The 13009-nt window shown below is 49.0% G+C and carries 16 protein-coding genes; 7 read left to right on the plus strand and 9 right to left on the minus strand.

Annotation, left to right across the window (positions count from 1 at the left end; all coding sequences use genetic code 11):
• Positions 1–412: 412 nt before the first annotated feature.
• The 3 genes from ACTHTK_RS06390 to ACTHTK_RS06400 all read right to left on the minus strand — a co-directional run bounded on the left by ACTHTK_RS06390 (position 413) and on the right by ACTHTK_RS06400 (position 2195).
• Positions 413–1069, minus strand: a complete 657-nt coding sequence (locus ACTHTK_RS06390; RefSeq protein WP_107724002.1) for an NAD(P)-dependent oxidoreductase — start codon at positions 1067–1069, stop codon at positions 413–415.
• A gap of 167 nt (positions 1070–1236) precedes the next feature.
• Positions 1237–1626 (minus strand): hypothetical protein, encoded by a 390-nt coding sequence (locus ACTHTK_RS06395; RefSeq protein ID WP_234394607.1) that lies wholly within the window; start codon positions 1624–1626, stop codon positions 1237–1239.
• 8 nt (positions 1627–1634) lie between these two features.
• Positions 1635–2195 carry a DUF7021 domain-containing protein gene (locus tag ACTHTK_RS06400; protein ID WP_234394608.1) on the minus strand — a complete coding sequence of 187 codons (561 nt, stop codon included), beginning with the start codon at positions 2193–2195 and terminating at the stop codon, positions 1635–1637.
• 189 nt (positions 2196–2384) lie between these two features.
• On the opposite strand from ACTHTK_RS06400, the gene ACTHTK_RS06405 reads away from it, so the two are divergent.
• The 4 genes from ACTHTK_RS06405 to ubiG all read left to right on the plus strand — a co-directional run bounded on the left by ACTHTK_RS06405 (position 2385) and on the right by ubiG (position 5422).
• Positions 2385–3275, plus strand: coding sequence for a LysR family transcriptional regulator (locus tag ACTHTK_RS06405; protein WP_107724003.1), 891 nt, complete (start codon positions 2385–2387; stop codon positions 3273–3275).
• A complete protein-coding gene (locus ACTHTK_RS06410) occupies positions 3272–3544 on the plus strand; it encodes a GIY-YIG nuclease family protein (protein ID WP_107724004.1) in 273 nt (90 codons plus the stop codon). The genes ACTHTK_RS06405 and ACTHTK_RS06410 overlap by 4 nt, the downstream gene beginning before the upstream one ends.
• A 468-nt stretch (positions 3545–4012) precedes the next feature.
• Positions 4013–4546, plus strand: coding sequence for a c-type cytochrome (locus ACTHTK_RS06415; protein ID WP_070649437.1), 534 nt, complete (start codon positions 4013–4015; stop codon positions 4544–4546).
• Between the two features lie 147 nt (positions 4547–4693).
• A complete protein-coding gene (gene ubiG, locus ACTHTK_RS06420; RefSeq protein WP_107724005.1) occupies positions 4694–5422 on the plus strand; it encodes a bifunctional 2-polyprenyl-6-hydroxyphenol methylase/3-demethylubiquinol 3-O-methyltransferase UbiG in 729 nt (242 codons plus the stop codon).
• 151 nt (positions 5423–5573) lie between these two features.
• Here the strand turns inward: ubiG and ACTHTK_RS06425 are convergent, their stop codons facing one another.
• The gene (locus tag ACTHTK_RS06425) at positions 5574–6044 is read right to left on the minus strand and encodes a CYTH domain-containing protein (protein WP_107724006.1); all 471 of its coding nucleotides are present in this window, start codon (positions 6042–6044) and stop codon (positions 5574–5576) included.
• A gap of 38 nt (positions 6045–6082) precedes the next feature.
• Entirely contained in the window at positions 6083–6502 is a 420-nt protein-coding gene (locus ACTHTK_RS06430) for a CopD family protein (protein WP_049328323.1), read from the minus strand.
• Positions 6503–6736: 234 nt separating this feature from the next.
• On the opposite strand from ACTHTK_RS06430, the gene ACTHTK_RS06435 reads away from it, so the two are divergent.
• Positions 6737–7000, plus strand: a complete 264-nt coding sequence (locus tag ACTHTK_RS06435) for a hypothetical protein (protein WP_107724007.1) — start codon at positions 6737–6739, stop codon at positions 6998–7000.
• A gap of 354 nt (positions 7001–7354) precedes the next feature.
• Here the strand turns inward: ACTHTK_RS06435 and ACTHTK_RS06440 are convergent, their stop codons facing one another.
• From ACTHTK_RS06440 to ACTHTK_RS06455, 4 genes are all read right to left on the minus strand, one after another.
• On the minus strand, positions 7355–9391 hold the full coding sequence (locus ACTHTK_RS06440) for a M3 family metallopeptidase (protein ID WP_440378518.1): 2037 nt from the start codon (positions 9389–9391) through the stop codon (positions 7355–7357).
• A 121-nt stretch (positions 9392–9512) separates the two neighbouring features.
• Positions 9513–10379, minus strand: coding sequence for a hypothetical protein (locus ACTHTK_RS06445; RefSeq protein ID WP_107724009.1), 867 nt, complete (start codon positions 10377–10379; stop codon positions 9513–9515).
• Positions 10380–10450: 71 nt separating this feature from the next.
• The gene (locus ACTHTK_RS06450; protein ID WP_004520900.1) at positions 10451–11314 is read right to left on the minus strand and encodes a mechanosensitive ion channel family protein; all 864 of its coding nucleotides are present in this window, start codon (positions 11312–11314) and stop codon (positions 10451–10453) included.
• 21 nt (positions 11315–11335) lie between these two features.
• A complete protein-coding gene (locus ACTHTK_RS06455; RefSeq protein WP_440378519.1) occupies positions 11336–11830 on the minus strand; it encodes a restriction endonuclease in 495 nt (164 codons plus the stop codon).
• A 289-nt stretch (positions 11831–12119) separates the two neighbouring features.
• Here ACTHTK_RS06455 and ACTHTK_RS06460 point away from each other — a divergent pair, with 289 nt between their 5' ends.
• A complete protein-coding gene (locus ACTHTK_RS06460) occupies positions 12120–12455 on the plus strand; it encodes a hypothetical protein (protein WP_107724012.1) in 336 nt (111 codons plus the stop codon).
• Between the two features lie 110 nt (positions 12456–12565).
• A complete protein-coding gene (locus tag ACTHTK_RS06465; RefSeq protein WP_107724013.1) occupies positions 12566–12922 on the plus strand; it encodes a hypothetical protein in 357 nt (118 codons plus the stop codon).
• The last annotated feature ends 87 nt before the right edge of the window (positions 12923–13009 follow it).

A 13009-nucleotide genomic window follows, 5' to 3' on the forward strand; every position in this document is an offset into this window, starting at 1 on the left:
TACAGGGAAAATTGAGGCCGTCTGAAAAATTAGAGAGATGCTTTCAGATCATCTTAACCATCAGCGCTTGCGTGAGAAAAGATCGGTAGCGGAGCGGATTGTTGCTCACAATATGCAATTTATGATCTATATCTTTTCAGGATGGGCTCCTTACTACTCTGGTACAGTTCCTTCACTTTGTTCAAAATATTTTTGTAATTTTGATATAAATTGCCGACAGATTTTATTCGTATGTGGAGACGACGACAATATTTTGCACTTGGAAAACTTTGCTTGCGTTGCCGACATAAGCTGTTGCACCAATCACTGCGATTTTCATGTGTGACTTCTTGTTGAGATTCGATTGATGAGATGAGCGCATGCAAAGGCCGTCTGAAACTTTTAGTTTCAGACGGCCTTTAAATTAAGATGATTAAACAGCGGCGACGGTAAAACGTTCAAACAAATGCGCTTTGTTTTCCACATCGTCGGCGATGGCGACTGCCAAATCGGCCACGCTGATGCCTGCCGGAATTTTACCGTCCATCAGCAAATCGTCTTTACCCAAGCGGTATTTGCCGGTTTTGTCTTCGCTGAAACCGCCGTCCGCGCCCAGTCGTGCCGGAGGGGAAACGAAAGACCAGTTCACGTCGCGGCGCGGCAGGAGTTCTGCCAAGAGATGGCGTGCGGCATTGGCGCCGTCGAAAATTTCTTTCGGGAAGTCGGGCGTATCGATAACTTGCAAACCGGGTGCCACATACAGGCTGCCCGCGCCGCCGACGACCAACAAATAAGGCACTTGCGCTGCTTTTGCCGCTTCGACGATGCTGTTTGCGCCGCGTGTGAAATCCGCGCCGATGTTGGGATTGGTCCAGCCCGGGTTGAACGCGCTGACCACGGCATCAAAACCGGCCAGTTTGTCGGCAAAATCTGCTGCGTTGACATCTGCAGAGACTGCGGCAACATTTTGCGCTTGGAAAACTTTGTCTGTGTTGCGAGCAAAAGCGGTTACTTCATGACCGCGGTCTGCCAATTCTTGAACGACTGCGTTGCCGACATAACCAGTTGCACCGATAACTGCGATTTTCATGTTTGACTCCTTGTTGGGATTCGATTGATTAGATGAGTGCATTGTAAGGCCGTCTGAAATGCTTGATAATCCCTGATTTACTGTTATGATTGTGAAGTTGAACTAAATAATAGATAGAAAAAGGCCGTCTGAAACGAGGTTAAGCTTCAGACGGCCTGTTGTTAGTGTCAGAAAGTGATGCCGGTAATGTTACCCTTTGTATCAAATGAAACATAAAAATAGTATTCATCGTCGGGTATCAATGCATCGTCATCATTGTAAAACACGATATAGAGATTCTGATCGACAAAATTCAATGCTTTCGGCTTTAAATCTTGAAGGAAGCTTTCCGCTGTCGGATGCGGATTGGCAAAAAATTCGTTTTTGGTGCGGATGCCGTTGTGTTTACGGATATGTTCGAGCAGGTATGCGTTTAAGGTGGAATAGAGTTGCGCCTGTTGTGCAAATGCTTCCGTTAGGCGTTTGAGCGCCCTGCTTGCCGGTTTTTTGCCGTCTGCGTTCAAAGATAATTTCACAGGCAGCCCTGCCCATTTTGAAGATGCCTCGAAAGTGCCCATAAATGTGTTTAATCTGAATGTTGCTTCAGATATTCTCGGCGTAAGTTTTCCAATTTTTGATTGTGTGCGTCAGTTTCAAGTACTTCAACTAAAAGTATATTGCCTAACCAATCACTTCCGAATGGCTCCCAATCCATGCCTAACTTGCTACGGGTACGGTATATAGTCAGTGGTTTGAGTGTCTGAAATAAGCAGTTTTTAAAGGGGTTGTTTGCATCATCTTCTGCCCAGGTCAGATTGTATATGGGTTGATCCATGAATGTACCGTTTCCCACATGGATATAGCCCAAAATTGGGCAGCTTTTGCCTTGGAATTGTTTTTTGCCTCCACCTATGCCTGCATTAATCTTAAATGTCCCCATTTCAGGGTCGAAATCTGAAGTCAAAATCAAAAATTCATCTGTTTTATTGAAGAATAAGTCGGCATAAACCGTTGTATTCAAATCTAAAGCTGCCAAACGTTCATATACATATTCATCTTCGGCAGAATAACCAAGACCTAAAAATCGCATCAGACGCTGCAGTAGTCCTTTGGGTCTGTAAGGGTTAGATGTGTCGAAATCAGCCATTTAATCATCCTTTTAAAATATAAACATCAGTAGGCGGTATACCTTAAAAAGGGTAAATATGCAAATGGCTATAAATAAATATTATTCAACCGCCCAATCAGTTCCGCGCCGATTTTTCATCCGCGCTATATAATCCGCAGTATTCCTAACAGGCCGTCTGAAAACACCAATTTCAGTAAAGTAAACATCATGCAAGACATCAAACCCCTGCTTGTTTTCGCTACCGTCCTCGAACACGGCAGCATGAACGCCGCTGCTGCCGTGTTGGGCATGACGCCGTCTGCCGTCAGCCAGCACATCAACCGCCTCGAAACCCTGCACGGCATCAAGCTGTTAAACCGCAGTACGCGCAGCCTTGCGCCTACCGATGCCGGCCGTGCCTTGGGCGAATACTGCCGCCGTCTAGCCGCCACCCTTGCTGATACGCGTACCGTTATCGACAATCTGAAGACCGAACCCGTCGGCGAATTGCGCATTTCCCTGACTTCCTGCGTCATCGGTTCCCGCGCTTTTCAGACGGCCTTTTCACGATTGCAAACCGAGTTCCCTAAAATCCGTCCTGTCCTTAATTTCAGCGATACTTTGGACGACCTGCAACACAATCAGACCGACATCGCCATACGCGGCGGCGACCGTGCTTTGGACGATCCCAACTTGGTTGCGCGCCATCTCGTGACTTGGCCGTACATGATTTGCGCCGCACCCGATTATCTCGACCGGCATCCGCCCATTACCCATCCCTCTCAGCTTCATGCGCACCGCTGGCTACATTTTTTACCTGTCCGCACGACCTTGCAAAATGGTAGCGAAAGCTATTTTCTCGATATCGCCGACAGCATTGCCTGTACGCATCTTGCCGCTGTGTGTAGTCTGACCGAAAGCGGTTTCGGTTTGTCTTTACAAGTGGGCGGCGAAGTGAGGGAGAAAATTGCACAAGGCCGTCTGAAAGCGGTTTTGCCTGAATGGACATTGCCGCCGGTCAGCCTTTATTTGGTAACGCCTTATCGTGTGCAGTCTGCCAAAACCGAGGCTGCCGTGCGCATTTTTACCGAGAGTTTTGCCAAGGAAGGGGATTTATGAACGCGGAAAATTGGAGCGTTTACCTGATTTTGTGCGAAAACGGCGCGTTTTATTGCGGCATCAGCAACCGTCCTCAAGAGCGATTTGCGGCGCACTTGTCAGGAAAAGGCGCGAAATACACGCGTTTGAACAAGCCTGTCGAGATGCGCATCGTTTCAGACGGCTTGAATAAAAGTGAAGCGCTGAAGCGGGAAATCGGCATTAAGAAATTGACGGCGGAGCAGAAACGGGGCTTGTGGGCTGAAGCTGAAACATTGGCAAAAGACTAATGGCAGCAATGGATTAACTTGTAGTCGTGATATGAATAACCACATAAATAGGTAAGCCTGCTGGTGTGTTTTGCATAGGCAAGCGGCAAATGTTTATTAACATGATTCAAAAAGGCCGTCTGAAACCTGATCGGGGTTCAGACGGCCTGTTTGGGATGGGGATGGCTTTCAGGTTGACGCTACTCATGGAGAAGTCGGTAAGAATTTGAATTCTAAAGGAAACTTTGAAAATAAAATGAGTAACCGCTTGAACAATAAAATGAAAGTTATCGCGCTTCATGACAAATGGGGTGAATTTCTATCCGAGTAGAGAGGTGGTGTCAATATATTTTTCCTGTTTTTGAGACAAAATCTGATTTATACCAATATTTATTATAGTGTAGGTCGAAAGTATTAGTTTCTATGCTAGAATTTTTGAGCTGTTTATATAAAACAGTGATTTAAACTAAAACTAACGAAAGACAGAACATGAACAAATTACTGATTGCCGTAATGATGATGGCTGGTTTGACAGCTTGTTCCCAAGAGGCTAAACAGGAGACTCAAGAGGCTGCTCAAGCCGTTGCATCTGAAGTTAAAACCGAAGCCGCTTCTGCTGCCGATGCGACTGCATCCGCCGCTCAAGAAGCAGCTGATAAGGTTGAAGCCGCTGCCAGCAAAGCAGAGGAAGCCGCCAAACCTGAAGAGGCCGCCAAGCCCGAAGAGAAAGCCGAAGCGCCTGCCGCTGAAGCCAAGCCTGCCGAATCCGCCAAAGTGGACGGCAAAGCTGTTTTTGAAGCGAACTGTAAAGCATGCCACAGCGGCTTGATTCCCGGCGCTCCGGCCGTAGGCAAAAAAGAAGACTGGGCGCCTCGCATTAAACAAGGCAAAGACACCTTGCACAAACACGCCCTCGAAGGCTTTAATTCCATGCCTGCCAAAGGCGGCAACGGCAGCTTAAGCGACGACGAAGTGAAAGCCGCAGTTGACTACATGGCCAACGAATCCGGCGCTAAATTCTAAATCATGCAGATTGAAACGCACCTTGCCACAAAGTGCGTTTTTTATGGGCAGACGGATGAAAGTTAAAATAGGGCCGATAAACAGGCAAAGGCCGTCTGAAACATTTTATTTTGAAGCACAATCGGCTAAAATCAGACGAATGATTTTATGCAGGAGCAAACCATGAACAATCAACACGACAACGTAGATGCCGGCGAAATCGCCAAGTTCAGCCAAATCGCCGATAAATGGTGGGATAAAAACGGCGAATTCAAGCCCCTGCATGACATCAACCCCTTACGCCTCGACTATATCGACGGCTATGCCGGATTGGCAGGCAAACGCGTGCTGGATGTAGGCTGCGGCGGCGGTATTTTGTCGGAAAGCATGGCCAAACGCGGCGCAGAACACGTTACCGGTATCGATATGGCGGAAAAATCCCTGCAAACCGCCGCTGCCCATGCGGCCGCTCAACATGTTGCCAATATCGATTACCGCTGCATCCGCGTCGAAGACCTCGCCGCCGAGCAGCCGCACAGTTTCGACGTGGTAACGTGTATGGAAATGATGGAACACGTTCCCGATCCGTCTGCCATCGTTCAGGCTTGCGCGAAACTGGTCAAACCCGACGGCATGGTGTTTTTCTCCACCATCAACCGCAATCCCAAATCTTATCTGCATCTGATTGTCGGCGCAGAATATCTGTTGAAATTCGTCCCCAAAGGCACGCATGACTGGAAAAAATTCATCACGCCGGCAGAACTCGCGCGTATGTGCCGCCAAGCCGGATTGGATACCGTCGGCAGCAAGGGCATGACCTACAATTTGTTGAGCGGCCGTTATTCCCTGTGTGACTCGACCGAAGTCAACTACATGGTGGCCTGCCGTCCGGCGTAAGGTTCCACGGATAAAACACACGGGCTTGCCCGATATTTGAAACAGTATGTCGAAAGCAGCTTAATTCAAATATCGGTAAGGCAAATCAGGCCGTCTGAAAAGAAAAAAGGCATGTGCGATACATGCCTTTTTTGTATGTGGGTTGTACTCGTTATTCCGTCCAAGACGAATACGGATGTTTGCTCAAATACGCATTGGTGAACTTACCGTCTGACGTGATTTCCTTGCCCAACCAAGACGGTTTGGGGAACTCGGTATCTTCAGACGGCAATTCGATTTCCGCCACAATCAATGGCGCATTGTCGCCGAAATATTCGTCTATTTCATACACAAAGCCTTCAAATTCGACCCGATAGCGGTATTTTTCCATTTTAAACGGGCACATATCCGCCATCATCGCCTGCGCGTGAGCCAGCGGGATTTCGTATTCAAACTCGCTGCGCGTCATATCGGAAATATAGCCTTTCAGGGTCAGCCAGGCTTGCGAACCGATAATCCGCACGCGGATGGTGCGCTCTTTTTCCACGCTCAAATAGCCCTGTTGCAACACCAGCGGCTCGCTTGCCACTTCGCGCCAACTGTCATCCGCCAGCAAAAAGCGGCGTTCGATTTCGACCGTCATGAATTCTTTCCTTATTTACCAAACAGGCCGTCTGAAGATCAAAACGGCTTGAAAACCACCATATAAAGCGCAGCCACCATCATCAATACAGGGAGTTCGTTGAATACCCGATACCAGCGGTGCGAATACATATTGCTGCCGTTTTGAAAACGGCGCAGCAGCAGGCCGCAATAAAGCTGGTAAGCCAAGAGCAGCAGGCCGCACAATAATTTAACCGCCAGCCAGCCGTTGCCCCACCAATTATTTACAAACCCGATGGCCGCGCCGAATATCAGCGTTCCCCAGCCCAAAGGCGACATAAAGCGGTACAGCCGCCGCGACATATCCGTCAGCCGTACATATTCCACGCTGCCGGGCTCTAATTGCGCCAGATTCACATAAATCCGTGGCAGATAAAACAGTCCCGCAAACCAAGAAATTACAAAAAACACATGCAGCAGCTTAAACCACAAATACATTTCAGACGGCCTCAAAACCTAAAACCATTATTTTATCCGCAATACGGCCCGAGCCGAAACAAAATAGTCAAAACAAGCCGATTTAGTGCGCCGCAACAATGTGTTGCAGGTACGATTTTACCCAAAAACCAAATTGTAAATTCCGCAACAATATGCAAGTTGGGATATGCACGATGCAAAAAAATTGTTAAAATCCTATGCTATTTAATTATAAAAACATTATGGACGGAAAACATGAAACAATTCGAAATCAGCAACAGCGTCAGGAAAGCGCTTTGCGACTACCTGAATACGCATAATCTAAACCTCAAAGCCGCCATGGACAACGAAACAACCAATGGCGAAGTCGCGGCCATCGTTCATGCAGGATTGCCGGCGATGATTCGGAAAATCTATTCTTTGGAAAAAATGAAAACCTTTTTCTGGACGAAAAAAGATTTGATGATGGAGTTTATCAATATGCGCTTGAATGCCGGCGATAAAAAGGGCAAAAACTAATTTTAGCGATGGGTAGGAGGAAGATAGGAGTTTGAAATGCGGACTTCTGTTTTCTCGATGTCTTGTTAGGGACAGTGCTTGCTCATTGTTCCTAATAAGTTTTGACAACCGAAAGGTCGTCTGAAATTCAAATGATAGGGCATGGGAACATGCCCTGTTTTTATGGGCGGCTTGTCTGCATTGGGAAAATATTGAGCTTGGCAACCGTTGCAGCGTTCCGCGCCGGGTAGTTTTATCGGCTGAATGGTTTTATTTGTTTTGCTGAAAATATTGAATTGATTATAAAAAGGCCGTCTGAAACATTTCAGATGGCCTTTAGCGTTGAATCAGCAATTAAAACGGCGGATTTTCAAATCAAACTGCGTTGTCGAAACCGCTGTGGCGGAGCAGGGCATCCAAGCTTGGTTCGCGGCCGCGGAAGGCTTTGAAGGATTCTGCTGCGCTGCGCGAACCGCCGACGGCCAGTATTTCTTTCCAGAAGCGGCGGCCGGTTTCGGCAACGTCGTCGCTTTCTTCAAAAGCGGCGTAAGCGTCTGCACTCAAAACTTCCGCCCATGCGTAGCTGTAATAGCCTGCGGAGTAGCCGCCGGCGAAGATGTGGCTGAAGCTCAAGGCAAAGCGGTTGTATGCCGGCGGTTGGGTTACAGCGACTTCTTGACGCACTTTGTCCAAGATTTGCGGCCATTCTTTCAGACGGCCTTCATCTTCCTGATGGTAGATTTCCATGTCGAAGAGGGCAAATTCCATTTGACGGACGAGGAACATACCGCGTTGGAAGTTTTTAGCCGCGTGCATTTTGTCGAACAGCTCTTTCGGCAATACCGCGCCGGTTTCTTCGTGCGAGGACATTTGCGCCAATACGTCGTATTCCCAAACGAAGTTTTCCATGAATTGGCTGGGCAGCTCGACCGCGTCCCATTCGACGCCGTTGATGCCGGATACGCCCACTTCGTCAACTTGGGTCAACAAGTGGTGCAGGCCGTGGCCGGTTTCGTGGAAGAGGGTGATGATTTCGTCGTGGCTCAAACGCGCTTCTTTGTCGCCGACCGGCGGGGTGAAGTTGCAGACGAGGTAGGCGGTCGGCAGTTGCAGCGTACCGTCGGTGAAACGGCGGCGGCTTTTGTAGCCGTCCATCCATGCGCCGCCACGTTTTCCTTCTCGTGCGTACAAGTCCATGTAAACGCCGCCGATGGTTTGGCCGTCTTGTTTCAGCTCGAAATAGCGTACGTCTTTGTGCCAAACGGGGACGGTTTTTTCAGCCAGCTCGATGCCGTAGAGTTTTTTGATTTGGGCAAACAGGCCTGCCAATACTTTGCTGATAGGGAAGTATTTTTTCACTTCGGTTTCGCTGAAGGCGTATTTGGCTTGGCGCAGTTTTTCGGCGGCGTAGCTCAAATCCCAAGATTGCGGATCTTCGATATTCAGGCTCTCGCGTGCAAAGGCTTTGATTTCGGCAAAGTCTTTTTCGGCAAACGGTTTGGCGCGGCGGGCAAGGTCGTGCAGGAAGTTTAGAACCTGTTCGGGCGTATCCGCCATTTTGGTTGCCAGCGACAGCTCGGCGTAGTTTTTGAAGCCGAGCAGTTTGGCGGTTTTCAGCGCGTTTGCAAGCGTTTGTTCGACGTTGGCCGTGTTGTCGAATTTGCCTTCGTCAGACAATTCGCTGGCACGGGTAACGTAGGCGCGGTAGATTTGTTCGCGCAGTTCGCGGTTGTCGGCGTATTGGATAACGGCGAGGTAGTGCGGAATCTGCAGGCCGATTTTGTAGCCTGTTTTGCCTTCGCTTTGCGCGGCGGCGGCAAACATGGCGATGGAGTCTTCGGGGATGCCGGCAAGCGGCGCGGCATCGTCAAAGTAAATGCCGAAAGCATCGGTTGCGTCTTGGATGTTTTGTGCGAATTTGGCACCCAGTTGCGCGCCTTCGGTTTGCAGTTGCGCCAGTTCTGCCTGCTGTTCGGGCGGCAATTCGGCACCGCTGAGGACGAAATCGCGCAAGTCGTGGTTGAGCTTGGTTTGCTGCGCTGGGGAGAGGGTGTCGAATTCGGCAGAATTTTTGATGATTTTGAAGCGGTTGTACAACTCAATGTCTTGACCGATTTCGGTGAAGAAAATGGTAATTTCAGGCATCAATTCGTTGTATACGGCACGCAGCTCGGGCGTATCGACCACGGAATTGAGATGGGAAACCACGCTCCAAATGCGGCCGACGCGTTCGGTAATGTCAGTCAGTTTTTCGACGGTGTTGGCCCAGTCGGTGTGCGTTTGCGCTTTGATGGCGGCGATTTGTTCGCGCGCTTCGGCAATGGCGGTTTGCAGGGCGGGTTTGATGTCTTCGGTTTTGATTTGGTCGAAACGGGGTTCTTCGCCCAAGTGGAGCAGGACGTTGTCGCTCATATGGTTTCTCCTGAATAAGATGGATTCAGACGGCCTTGTGGCCGTCTGAAAAGAAAACGATAGGCGTTATATGGTGGCAGACAGATAGAATTAAAGTGTCTTGTCTGCCTGTCGACCAATTTTATTCTGCGCCGCGCGGATTGGCGTGCAATGGCGCAGCCAGCTCGAGGCGCATTGGTGTGCCTTTCGGGGCAAATACGGCATTGGCAACATTGGTTTGCAGGGATTCGGCAAACGAGCCGCGATACACTTTTGCACCTTGGTGGGTCAGGTTGGATTGTACGTCGACGTACACTTCTCCGCCGATTTGACGCCAGAGGTGGCAGAAGGTGTAGTCTTCGGACAGATAGCGTTTGCTTTCAGGATCGACCATGCAGTCGAAGAAGCGGTAGTGCAGTCCTTTGTCTTCTCTGTTGTAGTCGCTGTCGGAGATGTAGTTCAACTCGGGGTAGGCTGCCATCATTTTTTCAAATACGCTGCGCTTGATAACCATGAAGCCGGTTGGCGCATCATGAACTTTCATAAAACCGTCTTCATCGACTTTCAATACGATTTCACCGTTTTCATTTTTTTCGCTGGTGTTGACGGTATAAGAAGTGTACATGCGCTCGAAGTCGGCTTGGGTCGTGCCGGCCGGAACGCCTTCTTCAGGCCAGTTGTCGCGTTTGAGCGGATAAATGCCTGCTACAACGTCTTTGTCTGCCAAAAGCAGACGGTAGAATGAGTCGGGAGAGAAGCCGATGTCGGAGTCAATCCAGAATAAATGCGTCCATTCTTTGTTTTCCAAAAATTTGGCCACGCAGTTGTTGCGCGCGCGCGTAATCAGGCTTTCGCCGCGCTGCATCATTACTTGCAGCGGCAGGCCGAGGGAGGCGTTGGTGTGGACGATGTTCAGAAGCGAGAGGGTGTAGTTGTGGAAATATTTGCCGTCATGGCTGGGGGTCATAATGACGGGATACATTTCGGCAAGGGCTGATTCGGGCAACATGACTTTTCCTTATTGTTGATTGTGAACTTCATTATTGTAAGGGATTTGATTGTATCAATAAACAAACCGTACTATTTTGTTTGGTTGATCAGTCGGTATTGCGTGCGCAAAAATTCGTCTAAGACGGCCTGTTGTATTTCCAGCCGTTTGGAAACGGGGGAGGCGAAGCGTACGATGATGTGGTACACCTTGTCATCATGCGGCACGCGGGACACGCGCGGCTGGGCGGCGGGGGTAATAAAGAGTTTTTGCGCTTGAACGTTTTCCAAATATTGTTGGATAACGGGAACATAGGCCGCGCACAATGGCTCAAGAACGGCTTTCAGACGGCCTATGATTTCGTCCGAATCCAAATGAATCGGCACGGGGATTTCAACCGTATGAATCACATAATTGCCCAAAATATTGTCGCGGCGCACGGTATGGCTCAAAAGCAGGCTGTTGGGAAACGAGAGCGTTTTGCCGGAAAGTTGGCCGATCAACGGATTAGGGCCGATTTGCATCATCAGCGTGTTCAGCATATTGATATCGACCACCCGTCCGCGCAGGCCGTTGATTTCGATGTAGTCGCCGATGGAATATTGTTTGGTTACCGAGCGCAGGATGCTGCCGGACAAACACATAATCAATTCTTTGGTCGCCACCACAATCGCTGCGGCTACCGCAAACATCGATAACGCCAAAGTTTGAATCTGCGCCGCCCAAATCATTGCCAGCCCGAGCAGGATCAGCAACATGGTCACGTTGCGGCTGAACACCAGCGAGCGGCGTTTGTTTTCAATGCTCAAATCCGGATGGCTGCGAAAATGTGCCGAGAGCAAAATGCTGCGCCCTGCAATGACGGCCACAATCATCAATACCGACATCAATGCCGATTTAATGATTTCTTCACTGACAGGCAAAGCGTTCAGCCATTCATGCATGGTGTTCCACATAATCCTGTTTCCTTTCCCTTCTTAGGCCGTCTGAAAACCCACGCGTTCAAAAATTTCTGACGCACACGCTTCCGATACCGCAAACAAAGTTGCCACGCTGCCCAAAGCCCGTTGCGTAGCCGCACTCAAATCATCACGGCACACTTCGCCCAGCCACTCAACCGGCCGCACTAGCGACATTTTTTCATCGTCCCATTGCGGACAATGTACCGCGCCGCCCGTAATCCTGCCAACCCGATAACGGCGCAGGGTAGGCGAGTAGGTCAATACGGCATCTCCATCGGCCAACTCGTTGACAAACCGCCACATCTGAGCCGCACCCGATTGCGCCGTTCTCAATTTCACATCCGGCACGGCTGAACGGTAAATATCCGTCAGTTCCTCACGGCCAAAACCTTTTGCCGCCGCTTCGGCCAGCATGGGCCAGGCCAATGCCGCCACACCGCGTTCAAAAAATACATCATAAAGCGCACCTTGCGTGCTGCGAACCATATAAAGTCTGGCTTGTTTTCCCATTGCAGTACCTGTTTGTTTGAAGAACCCATCCCTTTGTTTCCATGTTACCTGTTACGGCTGAAAAATTCGATATTTTACATTGCCGGAAGGGTTTGAAGTTCTCGCTGAAAATAAATGAATTATAGATGAAAGGCCGTCTGAAAAATAAAATAGGCTTATATATCAACAGATGATATATCGTAACAATATATTAATAACTGTAAAATTTTTTACGTTTGCATCAAAAAAAGATAAGATGAAAGAATCAATCGCGAAAGATTGCTATTCACTGAACATTAGGAGAGAAAAAATGACCTGCAAAACCCACGAACATCATGACCACGTCCACGGCGCAAACTGCGGCCACACTGCCATCAAACACGAAGGCCACGTCGATTATCTGCACGACGGCCACCTGCACCATGAGCACAACGGCCACTACGACGAGCACGCCCTGAGCGTCAATGAAACCAACCCTGACGGCTGCCATCCGGTTGACACCTGCCAAGGCCACGTTCACGGCGAAGGTTGCGGCCACGAAGCCGTACCGCATGGCGATCACGTTGACTACATTGTCAACGGCCGTCTGCATCACCAACACGGCGATCACTGCGACGACCATGGCCCGGTTGAAATCGTTAAATAAAACTGTTTTTCAGACGGCCTTTGATATGGGGCATCTGTAGGAAAAGGGGGTGTATTTTCACCCCCCTTTTCATATATATTGTCGTACCCTACACTAAAACAGCCATTATTATGTTTGACATCATATTTGTATTGGTATTCGGCAGGCTCCAAGCCTCCGGAACACTGAATTTCCCCGATAGGCTTTATCCCATCTGGAAATGGGCGCTAGGTGCAAGCATGCTTTATGCCGCGATAGGGACAATGCTGGGATATGCTTTCTCCGGTTCCTTCTCCCTAGTCAGCTTTTTGCTGATTATTGCCTTATCATCCGTCTGGTTCTCTCTGTATTTCAAACTGCTGCGGCTTACCGCCTCAAAAACTGTACTGAACCAATGTATTTACTGGGTGCTGGGTATTGTTTCGGCATTGTCGTTCCCCTTTATTGTGGGCTACCTTTCCCTATTGGCCAAAGGCTTTGTACAATAAACTTTTCAGATAACCACTCTATCCAATAAGGCCGTCTGAAAGCCTGAATCCGTATTTGATTTATGTTTTTAAAGCGCTTTTTAAACT

It is taken from the genome of Neisseria sp. P0006.S009, from assembly GCF_051962915.1.
Classification (GTDB): domain Bacteria; phylum Pseudomonadota; class Gammaproteobacteria; order Burkholderiales; family Neisseriaceae; genus Neisseria; species Neisseria subflava_E.

Excerpts from the sequence above, each read along its gene's own strand:
- ACTHTK_RS06390 (WP_107724002.1), bottom strand. The coding sequence starts at position 1,069 with ATGAAAATCGCAGTTATCGGTGCAACTGGTTATGTCGGCAACGCAGTC.
- ACTHTK_RS06395 (WP_234394607.1), bottom strand. The coding sequence starts at position 1,626 with ATGGGCACTTTCGAGGCATCTTCAAAATGGGCAGGGCTGCCTGTGAAA.
- ACTHTK_RS06400 (WP_234394608.1), bottom strand. The coding sequence starts at position 2,195 with ATGGCTGATTTCGACACATCTAACCCTTACAGACCCAAAGGACTACTG.
- ACTHTK_RS06405 (WP_107724003.1), top strand. The coding sequence starts at position 2,385 with ATGCAAGACATCAAACCCCTGCTTGTTTTCGCTACCGTCCTCGAACAC.
- ACTHTK_RS06410 (WP_107724004.1), top strand. The coding sequence starts at position 3,272 with ATGAACGCGGAAAATTGGAGCGTTTACCTGATTTTGTGCGAAAACGGC.
- ACTHTK_RS06415 (WP_070649437.1), top strand. The coding sequence starts at position 4,013 with ATGAACAAATTACTGATTGCCGTAATGATGATGGCTGGTTTGACAGCT.
- ubiG (WP_107724005.1), top strand. The coding sequence starts at position 4,694 with ATGCAGGAGCAAACCATGAACAATCAACACGACAACGTAGATGCCGGC.
- ACTHTK_RS06425 (WP_107724006.1), bottom strand. The coding sequence starts at position 6,044 with ATGACGGTCGAAATCGAACGCCGCTTTTTGCTGGCGGATGACAGTTGG.
- ACTHTK_RS06430 (WP_049328323.1), bottom strand. The coding sequence starts at position 6,502 with ATGTATTTGTGGTTTAAGCTGCTGCATGTGTTTTTTGTAATTTCTTGG.
- ACTHTK_RS06435 (WP_107724007.1), top strand. The coding sequence starts at position 6,737 with ATGAAACAATTCGAAATCAGCAACAGCGTCAGGAAAGCGCTTTGCGAC.
- ACTHTK_RS06440 (WP_440378518.1), bottom strand. The coding sequence starts at position 9,391 with ATGAGCGACAACGTCCTGCTCCACTTGGGCGAAGAACCCCGTTTCGAC.
- ACTHTK_RS06445 (WP_107724009.1), bottom strand. The coding sequence starts at position 10,379 with ATGTTGCCCGAATCAGCCCTTGCCGAAATGTATCCCGTCATTATGACC.
- ACTHTK_RS06450 (WP_004520900.1), bottom strand. The coding sequence starts at position 11,314 with ATGTGGAACACCATGCATGAATGGCTGAACGCTTTGCCTGTCAGTGAA.
- ACTHTK_RS06455 (WP_440378519.1), bottom strand. The coding sequence starts at position 11,830 with ATGGGAAAACAAGCCAGACTTTATATGGTTCGCAGCACGCAAGGTGCG.
- ACTHTK_RS06460 (WP_107724012.1), top strand. The coding sequence starts at position 12,120 with ATGACCTGCAAAACCCACGAACATCATGACCACGTCCACGGCGCAAAC.
- ACTHTK_RS06465 (WP_107724013.1), top strand. The coding sequence starts at position 12,566 with ATGTTTGACATCATATTTGTATTGGTATTCGGCAGGCTCCAAGCCTCC.